The 15,097-nt window shown below is 68.6% G+C and carries 15 protein-coding genes; 6 read left to right on the plus strand and 9 right to left on the minus strand.

The annotated features are described in order from the left end of the window. Nucleotides 1-115: 115 nt before the first annotated feature. The 3 genes from G6N19_RS01875 to G6N19_RS01885 all read right to left on the minus strand — a co-directional run bounded on the left by G6N19_RS01875 (nt 116) and on the right by G6N19_RS01885 (nt 3,420). Nucleotides 116-883: a sensor domain-containing protein gene (locus G6N19_RS01875; protein ID WP_083036318.1), complete on the minus strand. Its 768-nt coding sequence runs from the start codon at nt 881-883 to the stop codon at nt 116-118. After that, nucleotides 883-2,739: a translation elongation factor 4 gene (gene lepA / locus G6N19_RS01880; RefSeq protein WP_081465499.1), complete on the minus strand. Its 1,857-nt coding sequence runs from the start codon at nt 2,737-2,739 to the stop codon at nt 883-885. Before lepA ends, G6N19_RS01875 begins: the two co-directional genes overlap by 1 nt. 126 nt (nt 2,740-2,865) lie before the next feature. After that, nucleotides 2,866-3,420, minus strand: coding sequence for a hypothetical protein (locus G6N19_RS01885; RefSeq protein WP_232062498.1), 555 nt, complete (start codon nt 3,418-3,420; stop codon nt 2,866-2,868). 426 nt (nt 3,421-3,846) lie between these two features. Between G6N19_RS01885 and G6N19_RS01890 the strand changes: the two genes are divergently transcribed. Further along, a complete protein-coding gene (locus G6N19_RS01890) occupies nt 3,847-4,461 on the plus strand; it encodes a type II toxin-antitoxin system PemK/MazF family toxin (protein WP_041317606.1) in 615 nt (204 codons plus the stop codon). A 22-nt stretch (nt 4,462-4,483) separates the two neighbouring features. Here G6N19_RS01890 and G6N19_RS01895 read toward each other — a convergent pair whose 3' ends face one another. Continuing rightward, nucleotides 4,484-4,912, minus strand: coding sequence for a CBS domain-containing protein (locus G6N19_RS01895; protein ID WP_013828441.1), 429 nt, complete (start codon nt 4,910-4,912; stop codon nt 4,484-4,486). Between the two features lie 127 nt (nt 4,913-5,039). Between G6N19_RS01895 and G6N19_RS01900 the strand changes: the two genes are divergently transcribed. Both G6N19_RS01900 and rpsT read left to right on the plus strand, forming a co-directional pair. Then, on the plus strand, nt 5,040-5,897 hold the full coding sequence (locus tag G6N19_RS01900) for a ribonuclease Z (protein WP_193465666.1): 858 nt from the start codon (nt 5,040-5,042) through the stop codon (nt 5,895-5,897). A 118-nt stretch (nt 5,898-6,015) separates the two neighbouring features. Then, nucleotides 6,016-6,276, plus strand: coding sequence for a 30S ribosomal protein S20 (gene rpsT, locus G6N19_RS01905; protein ID WP_193465667.1), 261 nt, complete (start codon nt 6,016-6,018; stop codon nt 6,274-6,276). Between the two features lie 73 nt (nt 6,277-6,349). Here rpsT and holA read toward each other — a convergent pair whose 3' ends face one another. From holA to G6N19_RS01925, 4 genes are all read right to left on the minus strand, one after another. After that, nucleotides 6,350-7,312: a DNA polymerase III subunit delta gene (gene holA / locus G6N19_RS01910; RefSeq protein ID WP_083036321.1), complete on the minus strand. Its 963-nt coding sequence runs from the start codon at nt 7,310-7,312 to the stop codon at nt 6,350-6,352. A gap of 12 nt (nt 7,313-7,324) precedes the next feature. After that, the gene (locus G6N19_RS01915) at nt 7,325-8,887 is read right to left on the minus strand and encodes a ComEC/Rec2 family competence protein (RefSeq protein WP_193465668.1); all 1,563 of its coding nucleotides are present in this window, start codon (nt 8,885-8,887) and stop codon (nt 7,325-7,327) included. A 3-nt stretch (nt 8,888-8,890) separates the two neighbouring features. Next, nucleotides 8,891-9,742, minus strand: a complete 852-nt coding sequence (locus G6N19_RS01920) for a ComEA family DNA-binding protein (RefSeq protein WP_083036323.1) — start codon at nt 9,740-9,742, stop codon at nt 8,891-8,893. A gap of 98 nt (nt 9,743-9,840) precedes the next feature. Next, on the minus strand, nt 9,841-10,368 hold the full coding sequence (locus G6N19_RS01925; RefSeq protein ID WP_041317602.1) for a DUF4352 domain-containing protein: 528 nt from the start codon (nt 10,366-10,368) through the stop codon (nt 9,841-9,843). Nucleotides 10,369-10,477: 109 nt separating this feature from the next. Between G6N19_RS01925 and G6N19_RS01930 the strand changes: the two genes are divergently transcribed. Further along, nucleotides 10,478-11,638: an acyl-CoA dehydrogenase family protein gene (locus tag G6N19_RS01930; RefSeq protein ID WP_013828434.1), complete on the plus strand. Its 1,161-nt coding sequence runs from the start codon at nt 10,478-10,480 to the stop codon at nt 11,636-11,638. Between the two features lie 14 nt (nt 11,639-11,652). Next, nucleotides 11,653-12,762, plus strand: a complete 1,110-nt coding sequence (locus G6N19_RS01935; protein ID WP_013828433.1) for an acyl-CoA dehydrogenase family protein — start codon at nt 11,653-11,655, stop codon at nt 12,760-12,762. A 20-nt stretch (nt 12,763-12,782) separates the two neighbouring features. Here G6N19_RS01935 and G6N19_RS01940 read toward each other — a convergent pair whose 3' ends face one another. Continuing rightward, nucleotides 12,783-13,994, minus strand: coding sequence for an enhanced intracellular survival protein Eis (locus G6N19_RS01940; protein ID WP_013828432.1), 1,212 nt, complete (start codon nt 13,992-13,994; stop codon nt 12,783-12,785). Between the two features lie 38 nt (nt 13,995-14,032). Here G6N19_RS01940 and G6N19_RS01945 point away from each other — a divergent pair, with 38 nt between their 5' ends. Continuing rightward, nucleotides 14,033-15,085: an NAD(P)H-dependent amine dehydrogenase family protein gene (locus tag G6N19_RS01945; RefSeq protein ID WP_193465669.1), complete on the plus strand. Its 1,053-nt coding sequence runs from the start codon at nt 14,033-14,035 to the stop codon at nt 15,083-15,085. Nucleotides 15,086-15,097 lie beyond the last annotated feature (12 nt).

The following is a 15,097-nucleotide window of genomic DNA, read 5'->3' on the forward strand; positions in this document are numbered from 1 at the left end:
CCATTTGGCGCGAGCAGTCGCGAAAGCCACCAAATCGGACCGTTTTAGGGCGCTTTCGCTGGGGGCACCTCCCGCTTGCGGGGGACTGCTCGGCGTGGAGACCGCCCGGTCTGGGTCAGCCGCTCAGGTTGCGGACCTTGTCCAGCATCGCTCTGGCCAGGTCGGCCGCGGTGGTGTCCCCGGCCGGTGGGGCGTCGGCATGGTCCTCCTCGCCGACGAACCAGAACACGTCGACGTCGACGATGCAGTTCACCAGAACCGCCACGGCGCGTGACACCCGCAGGCCCACCTCGCCGTCCACGGTGGTCCGTACGGTGGCGGTCAGTACCGTGTCGCTGGTGGAGACGTCGATGATCTCACCGCTGGCCTCGCCGTCGGCCTCGTCGCCGCGGGTCACCGTGACCCCGTCGCAGCGGCCCCATTGCTGGGTGAACTTCTCGAAGAGCGCGTCGGCGTCGGCGGGGGTGGCCAAGGCGATCACGGCCTCACCGACCCCGGTCAATGCCGAGTCACCGGTGGTAGAGGTGGAGTCCCAGAACTCGTGGGCGACATCCTGCACGCCGGCAGATTTGTAGACCGCCTGCTGTCCGCCCACCGCAGCGCCGACGCAGTCTTCCGGCCCCGCGGTGTCCCAGGCATCGGGCAGACTGTCGACGCCGCCGAACCGTGGCGGCAACGAGGGGTCGCTGCGGAAGGGCTGACCGATCAGCTTCGACAACTCCGCGTCGTCGAGCAACACCTGCCGGACCGCGATTCCGGTCACCGGGGTGGGCGCCAATCCCGGTGCCGGCCTGACTGTTCCGCTGACCACCGTGGTGCACCCGCTCGCCAGCAGCGCCAGCGCCGCCGCACTGGCAGCGGTTCTGCCCGCCCGGTTGGCCACTATTTCTTGGCTCTTTCCGCGGCGGTCCCACCGCCGTCGGTGGACAGTGCCGCGACGAACGCCTCCTGCGGTACGTCGACCCGACCGATGGTCTTCATCCGCTTCTTGCCTTCCTTCTGCTTTTCCAGCAGCTTGCGCTTACGGCTGATGTCACCGCCGTAGCACTTGGACAGCACGTCCTTCCGGATGGCCCGAATATTCTCGCGGGCAATGATTTTCGAGCCGATTGCAGCCTGCACCGGCACCTCGAACTGCTGGCGCGGAATCAACTCCTTGAGCTTGGTGGTCATTTTGTTGCCATAGGCCGACGCCGAGTCCTTGTGCACGATCGCGCTGAATGCGTCCACCGCCTCGCCCTGCAGCAGGATGTCGACCTTGACCAGATCGGCCTCCTGTTCGCCGGCCTCCTCGTAGTCCAGGCTGGCGTAGCCGCGGGTGCGTGACTTCAGCGAGTCGAAGAAGTCGAAGATGATCTCGCCCAACGGCATCGTGTAACGCAGCTCGACGCGTTCCGGCGACAGATAGTCCATGCCGCCCAGTTCACCGCGCCGGGACTGGCACAGTTCCATGATGGTGCCGACGAATTCGCTCGGCGCGATGATCGTGGTCTTGACGACGGGCTCGAAAACGGTGCGGACCTTCCCTTCCGGCCAGTCCGACGGATTGGTGACGATCACCTCGGTGTTGTCTTCGCGAATCACCCGGTAGACAACGTTGGGTGAGGTGGAAATCAGATCGAGGTCGAATTCGCGCTCGAGGCGTTCCCGGGTGATCTCCATGTGCAGCAGCCCCAGGAAGCCGCAGCGGAAGCCGAAACCCAGCGCCACCGAGGTCTCCGGCTCATAGGTCAGGGCGGCGTCGTTGAGCTGCAGCTTGTCCAGCGCGTCACGCAGGTTCGGGTAGTCCGAGCCGTCCACCGGGTACAACCCGGAGTAGACCATCGGCTTGGGTTCGCGGTAGCCGGTGAGCGCCTCGGCGGCGCCGCCCCGCGCGGTGGTGACGGTGTCGCCGACCTTGGATTGGCGCACGTCCTTCACGCCGGTGATCAGGTAGCCGACCTCGCCGACGCCGAGCCCCTTGGTGGCCTTGGGTTCCGGGGAGACGATGCCGACTTCCAGCAACTCGTGGGTGGCGCCGGTGGACATCATCGCGATCTTCTCGCGCGGCGTGATCTTGCCGTCGACGACGCGGACATAGGTGACCACGCCGCGGTAGATGTCGTAGACGGAGTCGAAGATCATTGCCCGGGCGGGCGCATCGGCGTCGCCGGTGGGCGGGGGCATCTGTTTGACGACCTCGTCGAGCAGGTCGGCCACCCCTTCGCCGGTCTTGCCGGACACCTTGAGGACATCGCCCGGTTCGCAACCGATGATGTGAGCCAGTTCGGCGGCGTAGCGCTCCGGGTCGGCGGCGGGCAGGTCGATCTTGTTGAGCACCGGGATGATGGTCAGGTCACGGTCCAGCGCCAGGTACAGATTCGCCAGGGTCTGGGCCTCGATCCCCTGGGCTGCGTCGACCAACAGGATGGCGCCCTCGCAGGCCTCCAGCGCCCGGGACACCTCGTAGGTGAAGTCGACGTGGCCGGGGGTGTCGATCAGGTGCAGGACGAACTGTTCACCGTCGACCTCCCAGGGCAGCCGCACATTCTGTGCCTTGATGGTGATGCCACGTTCCCGCTCGATGTCCATCCGGTCCAGATACTGGGCGCGCATCGACCGGTCGTCGACGACGCCGGTCAGCTGCAGCATCCGATCGGCCAGCGTGGACTTGCCGTGGTCGATGTGGGCGATGATGCAGAAGTTCCGTATCTGCGCCGGCGCGGTGAAGGTCTGGTCGGCGAAGCTGCTGATGGGAATCTCCTGGTGAAGCGGGTGGTGTGGCGGTGTGTGCCTACTGTCCTGTCAGGGTAGCGAGGCGACGGCCCCAAAACGAAACCCCCGGAGGCGGCGGCACCTCCGGGGGTTTGCGTTCGCAAGCGACGATCACATGTCGAGCGCGCCCAATCCGAAGTACCCGAACAGGTCGGCCACGCCCGCCTGGAAGAAGTTGCCGAAGTCGGCGAAGAAGCCGTCACCGGCCAAGCCGTCGGCGATTCCGGCTTCGCTGCCGAACAGGTAGTCGCCGGCGTCTGCGACGTCGATCTCGCCGCCACCGGTCAGCAGCGCGTACGTCAGCACGTTGCTGGCGTCGTAGAACTGCGTCAGCGCGCCGTTGAACAGGCTGTAGGCGCCCGGGTCGGAAGACATCTCGTCTTCCCAGTTCGGGCCGAACAGCATCGCCGCGAAGGCCGGGTTGTCCGTCAAGTCGTCAGCGGAGATGGTGCTGAATGACAGCGGGTTCTCGGTCGTCGGGTCGCCGGCGGTGATGAGGTCGCTGTCGACCCCCGAGGCCGTGGCCTGAGCGCCGAAGAGCCAGTTCATCGACTGCACCTGGCCCACCAGGATGTTGCTGAAGTCGGGCGGCGCCGGGGTGTCACCCGTCTCCGCGGCCGCCAGCGGCGCCAATGCGAATGCCGCGCCCGCTGCGAAAGCCCCCACTACGCCGATTTTGCGAATGTTCATAGCCTCATTTGCCTTTCACGATGTCCAACCGGCGGGCCGTTTTGCCACCGCCGGATGCTCCCCCAGCACCGTCCGCTGCAAAGCTAGTCAAATCTAACAGATACCTGTGATTAGGCACAACTACCCGTTCACATAGCTGTGTGCCAGCGAGGTTCTTGCGAGCCTTTCCCCAGGTAGATACGCTGAACGGTCCGTGTTTGTCGCTTCTTAGCCCACCTAAGTCGGCGCGTCACATCCGGCCCGGGAACGTCGCCGAAGCCCTCGCCCGGGGCGGGGCCGCGAGGCAACCGGCACTCAGCTTTCGCCCAGTTCTTGGGGCGCTTCCACGTGCACAGCACCCGAGCGTTCCGGCACCGAACTCGGTACACCGGCGCCCGACCCCGTTTCGCCTATGCTGCGAACATGGCTTCCCCGCGGAAGACCCCATGGCAGACGGTGCAGCGATTCGCGGAGAACCTGGTGTTCAACGAAGCTCCACGGTTCATCCGCCAACTCGAGCAGGCGCCGCTGGTGCAGCAGCGCATCCAGCGGGGCATCGAGCAGGGCATCAAGCTCGGCCTGGAAGTGCTGACCGGCACGGCGTCGGACCCGTCGCCGGCGATTCCGGCCGGCCGCCCGGTAACCAATAGCAGTGTCCCCACCGCGCACCGCGCACGCCGCCTGGTGTACGCGCCCGATCTCAACGGCCGAGCCGACCCGGGCGAGATCGTCTGGACCTGGGTGGCCTATGAGGACGATCCGCGCGAAGGAAAGGACCGGCCGGTGCTGGTCGTCGGACGTGACCGCAGCGTGCTGCTGGGACTGATGTTGTCCAGCCAGCCGCGCCACGCCGAGGACACGAATTGGTTGGGCATCGGCGCGGGCAGTTGGGACGAAGCCCACCGGCTCAGCTGGGTACGGCTGGACCGGGTGCTCGACGTGCCCGAGGAGTCGATCCGGCGCGAGGGCGCCATCCTGGAACGCACGGTGTTCGACGTGGTGGCCGCGCGGCTGCGCAGCGACTACGCCTGGAGCTGAGCCCTGCCGGGGGCGGGATCCGCTATCCCTGGCTGATGTAGGAGCGCAGCTGCGCGTGCTCGGCCTGCAACTCCTCCATCCGCGACTTGACGACGTCGCCGATGCTGACGATCCCGGCCAGCCGGCCGTCTTCGAGCACCGGTATGTGGCGTGCCCGGTGCTCGGTCATCAGCACGCTGACCTCGTCGGCGGTGTCGGATTTGGTGCAGGTCGCCACCAACCGGGTCATGATCGCCGACACCGGCCGGGCCAGCAGGCTGGCGCCGTGGACGTGCAGTTGCCGAACCACGTCACGCTCGGAGGCCACCCCCTGCAGGCCGTCGGTTCCGATCACGACCATGGCGCCGATGTTGTGCTCGGCCAACCCCGCCAGCAACTCCATGACGGTGGCATCCGGATGGATGGTCACCACCGCCGCGCCCTTGTTCCGCAATACATCCGCGATCCGCATAGAAGCCTCCCGCCGCAGTGATCTGCTTCACACCAGGCTAGGCCATTTTGCCCGGTCGCGGGGCGGCGATGCCGAAACTCTGTCGATCAGCCAGCGGCAGACGGAGTTCTGTGGCATATGTGACGTCATGACGATCGAGATCACCCTGCTGGGCACCGGAAGCCCGATCCCCGACCCCAACCGTGCCGGTCCGTCGACCCTGATCCGGGCCGGCGGCCAGGCGCTGCTGGTCGACTGCGGGCGCGGGGTGTTGCAGCGGCTGGCCGCCGCGGGCGCGTCGGCCAACACGCTGGCCGCGCTGCTGCTCACCCACCTGCACAGTGACCACATCGCCGACCTCGGCGACCTGTTGATCACCCGGTGGGTCACCACGTTCACCCCCGACCCCGCACCGCTGCCGATCATCGGGCCGCCGGGTACCGCCGATGTCGTGGCGGCAATGCTGCGGGCGTTCGGCCATGACATCGGCTACCGCATCGCCCACCACGACGACCTGACCGCCCCGCCCCCGGTCGACGTGCAGGAGCACACCGCCGGCCAGGTCTGGGATCGCGACGGCGTGCGGATCACCGTGGCGCCCACCGACCACCGGCCCGTGACACCGACCATCGGGTTCCGCATCGAGCACACCGACGCGTCGGGAACCGCCTCGGTGGTCATGGCCGGCGACACCGTGCCCTGCGACAGCCTCGACGAGCTGGCCTCCGGCGCCGACGCGCTGGTGCACACCGTGATCCGTAGCGACCTCATCGCTGCGCTGCCGCAACAGCGGATCCGCGACATCTGCGACTACCATTCCTCGGTCGCCCAAGCCGGCGCCACCGCCCGGCGCGCCGGAGTCGGCACGCTGGTGCTGACCCATTACGTGCCCGCCATCGCCCCCGGGCAAGAGGAACAGTGGCGGGCGTTGGCGGCCGCGGAGTTCGACGGGCCGATCGAGCTCGGCGACGACCTGCACCGGGTCGACGTGGTCGCACGAGGCTGAGCACAGTAGTCACAGTTGAGCCAAGTTGGGGAGTTGACCGGCCAGCTGGTAACCTGAACAGCCGTTGCTCCCATCTCGGGAGGCGAACCCAACCAAGCTTTTAAGAAGGAACTACTTCGTGGCCAACATCAAGTCGCAGGTCAAGCGCAACCGGACCAACGAGCGCGCCCGGCTGCGCAACCAGTCGGTGAAGTCGGCGGTGCGCACCGCGATCCGCGCCTTCCGTGAGGCAGCCGAGGCCGGCGACAAGGAGAAGGCCGGCGAGCTGTTGGTGTCGACCGGCCGGAAGCTCGACAAGGCCGCCAGCAAGGGCGTGATCCACAAGAACCAGGCCGCCAACAAGAAGTCGGCGCTGGCGCGGGCTCTCAACAAGCTCTGATCCACTCGCGAGCAGTCGCGAAAGCCCCCGTTCCGGTCGGAATTCGGGGGCTTTCGCGACTGTTCGGCACTCCTCAGCGGGCGGCCAGTTCGGCGACCTTGCGCACCGCTGCCTCCAGCGCGTAGTCGGCGTCGGCTGCGGCGCCCTTGACGTCGGCGTTGAGGCCCGCCACCAGCCGCACCGCGGCGGCGACCGATTCCTGCGACCAATGCCGGGCCTGTTTCTGTGCCCGCTGCACCCGCCAGGGCGGCATGCCCAACTCGCCGGCCAGCCGGTAGGGGTCTCCGGATTTGGGCCGCACCCGGGCGATGGTGTGGATAGCCTCGGCCAGCGCGTCGGCCAGCACCACGTGCGGCTCGCCCCGGATCATCGCCCATCGCAACGCCTCGGTGGCGCCTTCGACATCCCCGACGACCGCCCGATCGGCGACGTCGAAGCCCTTCACTTCGGCTTTGCCGCTGTGGTAACGGCGCACCGCGACGGCGTCGACATGCCCGCCGGTGTCGGCAACCAGCTGTGAGCAGGCCGCGGCGAGCTCGCGGATGTCGGAGCCGACCGCGTCGAGCAGCGCCGTGACGCAGGCGTCGTCAACCCGGACCTTGAGCCGGCGGAACTCGGCGCGGACGAAGTCGGCGCGTTCGGTGGCCTTGGTGATACGCGCGCACGGATGCACCTCGGCGCCGAGCTGCCGCAGCTGCCCGGCCAGCGCCTTGGCCCGTCCCCCGCCGGAATGCGCCACGACCAGCACGGTGCCCGGCGGGACGTCGGCGGCCGTCGCGCCGATGAGGGTCACCGCATCCTTGCCGGCCTCGCCGGCGGCTTCCAGCACCACCACACGTTCATCGGCGAACAGCGACGGGCTGAGCAGTTCGGCCAGTTCGCCGGCCTCGACCTCGCCGGCCCGCAACCGGTCAACCGGGATGTCGGCACTGCCGGCCTGGGCCCGCACCGCCGCCAGCACCTGCGCGACGGCCCGTTCGACCAGCAGTTCCTCGTCACCGAGGATCAGGTGTAGCGGCGAAACCGGTTGGCTCACCCGCCAATCGTGTCACGCAGCCCCGACAACCGCCCAGCCGGTCAACACCTCCGTGACCGACCACGCCAGCAGGCATACGACCAGGACGGTCAGCATCCGCCGGCAGCACCGCCAGCGCCAACAGCGCACGATCGCGACGGCAGCGGCGCCGACGCCGAATACCCCGGCCGCCCCTGCCGGCACGGACACGGTGGCGGCAGGGACCCCGGCGGTCCAGTGGGCAACGTGGCCCAGCCACCACAGTTCGGGGCCGGTGAACCGGATCAGCAGTTCGGCGGCCGCCGGCCACCACCCGCACAGCGCCGCCGCCGCGCTGCCCAGCACGGTGATGGGCGCGACGAGCACCGCGACCGCGAGGTTGGCGAGCGTGCTGACCAGGCTGAGCCGACCGGAGATACCGGCGATCAGCGGCGCGGTGACCAAGTTTGCCGCCCATGCCACGGCTACCGCGGCAGCCAAGGGTTCGGGCCAACCGCGCGCCACCAGCCGCGCCGTCCACACCGGCGCGATGAGCACCAATGCCGCCGTCGCCACCACCGACAGGGCGAAGCCGACGTCGACGGCCAGCTGCGGGGCCAGTGCGAGCAGCACCAGCACGCTGGCGGCCAGACTCGGAATCGCTTGCCGCCGTCGCGCCGACAGCACGCCCAGCAGCGCGATCGCCCCCATCACCGCCGCCCGCACCACGCTGGCCGTCGGTTGCACCACGATGACGAACCCCAGCAACGCGACCCCGGCCAGCACCGCCGCAGCGCGCGGCCCGACCAGCCGCGCCGAAAACAACACCGCACCACAGACGATGGTGACGTTGGCGCCGGAGACCGCCATCAGGTGCGTCAAGCCCGCGGCCCGGAACTCTCGCCCGGTCGCGGCGGTGATCGCCGAGGTGTCACCGAGCACCAGCGCGGGCAGCATCCGGGCCTGTTCGCCGGGCAGTACCCGCCCGGCGGCGGCCGCGAACCGCGCGCGCACCTGATGTGCACTCCGCGCAACAAGTCCGGGATCGCCCCACGTCGGCTCGCCGGTGGCGGTCAGCACCGCCGCCGTCAGGTCGCGCCGCGTCGGACGGGCGATTTTGGCGCGGAACGCCATAGACCGGCCCACCATTACGTCACCGAATTCGATATTGGACGCGAAAACCACTACCCGGCCCGAGGATTCTGCACCATCGAGATACTGCAGGGTGGCCCGGAACATCAGCCGACGGGCGCCGGCCGGCAGTGGACTCTCGCTGGGGGTGACCGTGACCGGGGCGGTGCGGCCGAATGCGGCGGTGATCGGGTGGTGGCTCAGCGACTCGGTGCGCAGCGCGACAGCCCAGCCGAACCCCACCCCCACCGTTGACGCCGCCGCCAGGACCGCACCGGCCAGCCGATAACCGGGCCGCCGCGTGCGCCCGCCGTGCCGCCACAGCAGCGCCGCCGAGACGCCGATCAGTGCGCACAGCGCCGCCAAGGTGCCGCCGATCTGCCACTGGATGCCGGCGGCGGTGACCACCCAGCCGGTCAGGGCCGCCGGCACCAACCGAACGTCCAGCCGGGCCGCCGGTGGCGCCGGGGCCGGTGGCTGAGCCACGCCTCAGACACGCACCAGGGCACGCAGCTTCTCCAGCCGCGCCGGGCCGATCCCGTCGACATCGCCGAGTTGGTCCACGTCGGCGAACTTGCCGTGGGCTTCCCGCCAGGCCACGATGGCTGCCGCGGTCACCGGCCCGACGCCGGGCAGGGCATCGAGCTGTTCGACGGTCGCGGTGTTGAGGTTGACCGGTTCGCCGCCCTTCGGCTCGGGTTTGGTCGCCGTCGCCGTCGGCGCGGTACTGCTGCGGGGAGCCTCCGGTGGCGGCGATGCCGCACCGACGGAGCTGCCTAGTACCGGCGGCCCGGCCGGCGGCGCCAGGCCGACCACGATCTGTTCGCCGTCCACCACCGGGCGGGCCAGGTTCAACCCGATGGTGTCCGCACCGTCGAGCGCCCCGCCGGCTGCGGTGAGCGCATCGGCGATCCGGGAACCGGGTGACAACGTCGCCAACCCCGGCTTATGGACCAACCCCACCACGCTGACCACCACCTGATCCGCGACCGGCGCAGGATCTGCCGATGGCTCCGCGCCGCGCGTGCTGGCAGTCGAAACCATCTCCACCGGAGGCAGTTTGGCGCTGAGCACCGGCGCAGGCCGGTCGCGGACCACCGTGAACACGGTGATGAGCACTGCGACCGCCGCGATCACCGCCAAGGCGATCGCGCCGGCGCGGCCCGGATCAGCCCGCACCTTGGCGAGCCAACCGGCGTCCGTGGCGTCGGGCAGCCAGCGCGGCAGCAACGAGTTCGGGTCTGCTTCGTCGCCGGGCTCGGCGGCTTTCTCGGTGCGGTCGGGTTCGGGCAGCAGGCCGAGCCGCCGCTGCAGCCGCTCGCCGGGTGGTTCTGGTGCCATGCGCCGACCGTAGATGCCGGCGCCGGCGGCCGACCCGGTCCGGCGCCGGGCGCGGCCCGCGATTGTGGATCAACGCGCCACTGTGCAGAAAGCCGCTGCTACGGGTTCAACCACTCGCCGACATCCTGGGAGATGCCCGAGGACGGTGAGTAACGCACCTTCGTCGCGGTGACCCCCGACGGCAGCGCGAACACCACGCAACCGGTGCTCGACGAACCGGCGGCGATCAGGAACCAGCCGTAGCCGACGTCCTGGCATTCGGTCACGGTGGCGAAATCAGCCTGGTAGTCGTGGTCGTCCGAACCGACCACCGAGACATCGCTGTTGCTGTTGCCGACGATGGTCGTCGTTCCGGCGTTCTCGATCCGCAGTTTGGCCGCGACGTAGGTCTTGCCAGCCTCGCCCCAGCCGTTGGGGACGGTGGCCGGGTCGATGACCTCGGTCAACGTCACAGCGATCTTTTGCCCGCCGATCCGCATCAGGTCCAGCGTCTGGCCGATGTGCGCGGCCGGTTTGGCGGCCGGCGACTCCGACGGCCGCGGCGCCGGTTCGGCGGGCTTGGCCGGTTCCGGCGAACACGACACCGCCGACAACAGGACGCACAGCGCGAACAACGACCGCCTCATGCGGTCAAGCGTACAAAAACGCACGATACCGGCCTTGTGGACCGGCCATGGCGGGCTCGGATTAGTGTGCATACCAGTCTGCGTTTCCATCCCGACCCAGGAGTCCGCCGTGCAACTGGCACTCACCGACGAAGAATCCGCATTCCGCGACGAACTGCGTACCTTTTTCACCTCCGAGATCCCCGCCGAGATCCGGGAACGCAGCCAGCGGGGCGAGTCGATCTTTCCCGACGACATCGTCACCACCCAGCGGATTCTCAACGCCCACGGTCTGGCGGTGCCCAACTGGCCGACCGAGTGGGGCGGCAAGGACTGGACGCTGACCCAGCACCAGATCTGGCTCGACGAGATGCAATTGGCATCGGTGCCCGAGCCGCTGACCTTCAACGCCAAGATGGTCGGACCGGTGATCGCCGAATTCGGTTCCCAGGCAATAAAGGAACGCTTCCTGCCGGCTACCGCCAACCTGGACATCTGGTGGTGCCAAGGTTTTTCCGAACCCGATGCGGGCTCCGACCTGGCAAGCCTGCGCACCACGGCGGTGCGCGACGGCGACAGCTACATCGTCAACGGCCAGAAGACCTGGACCACGCTCGGCCAGTACGCAGACTGGATCTTCTGCCTGGTGCGCACCGACCCGCAAGCACCCAAGAAGCAGGCCGGTATCTCCTTCCTGCTGTTCGAGGTATCCACACCGGGTGTCACCATGCGACCGATCAAACTCATCGACGGCGGCTACGAGGTCAACGAGGTGTTCTTCTCCGACGTGCGGGTGCCCGCCGATCAGCTCGTCGGCGAGGAGAACCACGGCTGGACCTACGCGAAGTTCCTGCTCGGCAACGAGCGCACCGGAATTGCCGGGGTGACCCGCACCAAAGTCCGGCTCGCCGAGGTCAAGGCGCGCGCCAAGGAGCTCGGTGCACTCGACGACCCGCTGTTCGCGGCGCGACTCGCCGAGACCGAAAACGATTTGCTGGCATTAGAACTTACCCAGATGCGGGTATCGAGCGACTCGGTGGACGGCAAGCCCAACCCGGCGTCGTCGGTGCTCAAACTGCGCGGGAGCCAGCTGCAGCAGGCCGTCACCGAACTGTTCGTCGAGCTGGCCGGCCCCGACGCGCTGCCCTACGAGGCAGGCGAGGACATCGCGTCACCGGGGTGGGCCCAGCACGCCGCCCCGACCTACCTGAACTACCGCAAGACGTCGATCTACGGCGGCAGCAACGAGGTGCAGCGCACCATCATCGCGTCCACCATTCTCGGCCTGTAGGAGGTACCACGGTCATGGACTTTCAACTCAGCGACGAGCAGGTTCTGCTGCGCGACACCACCCGTTCGATGTTGTCGGGCTACGACACCGAGACCCGCAACGACGTCATCGAGGCCGACCCCGGCTTCAATCCACAGGTGTGGAAACAGTTGGCCGACACCGGGATTCTCGGTCTGGGCTTCGACCCGGACGAATCCGGTCCGCTGGAGATCATGGTGGTCCTCACCGAGATGGGCCGGCGGCTGGCCCCTGAGCCGGTCATCCACGGCGCGCTCGGGCCCGGCGCGCTGATCGCCGAACGTGGCACTGCCGACCAGCGGGAACTGCTCGACGCCGTCGCCGGGGGCGAGCACATCCTGGCGTTCGCCCACACCGAGCCGGGGATGCGCGGCGTGGCTGCGCAGGTCTCCACCACCGCGGTGCGGCAAGGGGATTCGTGGGTGTTAAGCGGGCGCAAGAACCCCGTACTGACCGGGGACCGCGCCGACACGCTGGTGGTCAGCGCCGCACTTCCGGACGGTGGGACCGGGCTGTTTGTGGTCGACGGCAGCGCCGACGGCCTGACCCGCCGGCCCTACCGGACCTTCGACGGCCAGCGCGGCGCCCAGATCGACCTGGACGATGCGCCGGGCAGCCCGCTCGGCGAGGCGACCGACGCCACCGGGGCCATCGAGCACGCGATGATCCGGATCTCCTCGGCGGTGTGCGCCGAGGCGGTCGGCGCGATGGAAGAGGCACTGCGGCTCACTACCGATTACCTCAAGACGCGCAAGCAGTTCGGGGTGACGCTCAACACCTTCCAGACCCTGACTCAGCGTGCCGCCGACATGTACGTGTCGCTGGAACTGGCCCGTAGCATGAACCTCTACGCGGCCATGTCGATCACCGACGGCAACCTCGACCCGGTGATCGCGGCACGCACTAAGCTGCAGGTCGGCCGGTCCGGGCGGCATATCGCCCAGGAGTCCATCCAGTTGCACGGCGGAATCGGGGTGACCTGGGAGTACCCGGTCGGCCACCTGGCAGCCCGGCTCACCGCGATCGAGCACACCCTGGGCTCATCGCAGGACCAGCTACACGTGCTGATGGACAACCTGGGCAGCTACGACCTGGCCAAGCTGTAGGCTCCGGGCAAGGACACGCTTTAGAAGAAGAATCCGAGCTGCGCCGGGACGTCGCTGACGAAGGCGGTGTCCAGCCGGCGCACCACGGCCTCGTCGTCGCACCGCAGCCGGCCGGCCCTGACCATCACCGACGCCCGGTGCACGCCCAGATACAGCATGCCCAGCACATCGAGATCCAGCTCGGCGTCAACCGGCGCCTCGGTGCGCTCACAGCTTGCCTGTCCGTCGCGGACCGTCAACGCGAATCGCCCACCGTCGCTACGGAATCCGTCATTCAGCTGCAGGACAACGGACAGCTCGCAGGCGTAGCGGCGAGCCTGCAACACGGCCGGGACGTCCATCGCGCGCAACCACATGTGGTCCTTGCGGCCGGTGGTGCGTGCCAGCCGGGTATCGGTCAGCAGGTACGGCAGCGGATCGTCGGGATAGGTGCCGATGGCGACCTCCTGAATCAGATCCAGCCCCAGCAGCGCGCGCCACAGCGCCGCGTGCGCCTCGGCGGTCACCGCCCGGAACTCCTCGACCCGCGCCGTCTTCGGGTGTTCACCGTGCACCCGGTACAGCGCGTAACCGTCGGGATGCAGCAGCGCGAACAGCGCGGTGCCGCCGGCCCGCTCCTCCGGCCGGTCGGCGAGCAGGTCGTTCCAGAGCGGCTGTGGGCGCAGCAGTCCGCCCGGAGTGATGACGCGCCACCGGTCATAGATGGCGGCGAATTCGCCGCCACACTCGGCGGTCTCGACCAGCCGCACACCTCCGGGGTCGGGCGCGTCGGCATGCAGCACTGCGAATCGCCGATCCACGCTCAGCCCGTGGTCGACGGTCGCCGGGCCGTAACCGAACCGGCCGTAGATCCCGCCCTCGCTGGCCGTCAGCGCTGCGATCGGATAGCCGGCATCAGCTATGCGGCGGTGCAACTCGTCGTACATCGCCCGCAGCACCCCGCGCCGGCGGTGGGTCGGCGCCACCACCACCCCACTGATTCCAGCGGCCGGCAGAATCGCCCCACCGGGAACGGTCAAGCGCAGGTCCAGATAGAACGCCACGCCGATCACCGTGGCGCCCTCGCAGGCCACCACCGTGCCGCCGGCCGGCACCAGATCGCGGAAGGCGGCAAGGTCATCAGGATGGTGGACCGTCCCGAAGCCGGTATTTTCCAATAGCACGATTGCCGGCCAGTCGCCGTCGGTCGCGGTACGCACCTGCACGCCGGTCACAAGATCCGACGGTGCCACAACAGCCGTCTCGGCGCACCCGAATATGGTGGTGGGCCATGAACACACCGTTGCGCGTCATCCAATGGACCACCGGCAACATCGGGCAGCGCTCGCTGCACGCCATCATCGGCCGTCCCGACATGGAGCTGGTCGGTGTGTATGCCCACGGCAAGGACAAGGTCGGCGTGGATGCCGCCGAGCTGGCCGGCTGCGCCGCCGAGACGGGTCCCACCGGGATCACCGCCACCAACGACATCGACGCGCTGATCGCGCTCAAACCCGACGCCTGCTGCTACAACCCCCTGTGGCCGAGCATCGACGAGTTGGTCCGGCTACTCGAAGCCGGGGTCAACGTGTGCTCCACCGCGGCGTGGATCACCGGCGGCAAGCAGACCCCGCAAGACCGCAACCGCATCGAGGACGCCTGCCGGGCGGGCAACTCGACGATGTTCGGCAGCGGCGCGCACCCCGGGCTGACCAACATGGTCGGCATGGTGCTGTCCGGGGCGTGCGAACGGGTCGACGAGATCCGGATCACCGAGTCGGTGGACTGCTCGACCTATGAGTCGGCGGCCACCATGGCGGCGATGGGTTTCGGCCAGGATCCCGGCATTCCCGGGCTCGCCGAAAGTGTCCGCGTCGAAAGCGAGGTGTTCGCCGAGTCTGCGGCCATGATGGCCGACGCGATCGGCGCGCAACTGGACAAGATGACTTTCGACGTGCAGTTCACCGCCGCGACCGGTGACAGCGACCTGGGCTTCATGAAGATCCCCGCCGGCACGGTGGGCAGTGTCTTCGGGTATCACCGCGGCTGGGCCGGCGACCGCAACGTCGTCAGTGTGGGGTTCAACTGGATCATGGGCAGCCACGTCACTCCGCCCAAGCCGGTGGCGCACGGCCACGTGATCCAGGTGTTCGGGCTGCCGAACATGCGCACCGTCATCAACTGCCTGCCACCGAAGGACTGGAGCGAGCCGAACCTCAACGGCCTGGGCTCGATCTATACGGCGATGCCGGTGACCAACGCGGTGCCGGCTGTGGTCGCCGCCCCGCCGGGCATCGTCACGCTGGCCGACCTGCCACCCGTCACCGGCCGCGCCGGCGGTTAGCGAGGCTCGACG

Origin of the sequence: Mycobacterium novum (genome assembly GCF_010726505.1) — a bacterium.
Classification (GTDB): domain Bacteria; phylum Actinomycetota; class Actinomycetes; order Mycobacteriales; family Mycobacteriaceae; genus Mycobacterium; species Mycobacterium algericum.

What these genes read in the sequence shown, in the direction of transcription:
- G6N19_RS01890 (WP_041317606.1), top strand. Translation starts at nt 3,847, where the DNA reads ATGGCTTCCCCGCGGAAGACCCCATGGCAGACGGTGCAGCGATTCGCG.
- G6N19_RS01895 (WP_013828441.1), bottom strand. Translation starts at nt 4,912, where the DNA reads ATGCGGATCGCGGATGTATTGCGGAACAAGGGCGCGGCGGTGGTGACC.
- G6N19_RS01900 (WP_193465666.1), top strand. Translation starts at nt 5,040, where the DNA reads ATGACGATCGAGATCACCCTGCTGGGCACCGGAAGCCCGATCCCCGAC.
- G6N19_RS01920 (WP_083036323.1), bottom strand. Translation starts at nt 9,742, where the DNA reads ATGGCACCAGAACCACCCGGCGAGCGGCTGCAGCGGCGGCTCGGCCTG.
- G6N19_RS01925 (WP_041317602.1), bottom strand. Translation starts at nt 10,368, where the DNA reads ATGAGGCGGTCGTTGTTCGCGCTGTGCGTCCTGTTGTCGGCGGTGTCG.
- G6N19_RS01935 (WP_013828433.1), top strand. Translation starts at nt 11,653, where the DNA reads ATGGACTTTCAACTCAGCGACGAGCAGGTTCTGCTGCGCGACACCACC.
- G6N19_RS01945 (WP_193465669.1), top strand. Translation starts at nt 14,033, where the DNA reads ATGAACACACCGTTGCGCGTCATCCAATGGACCACCGGCAACATCGGG.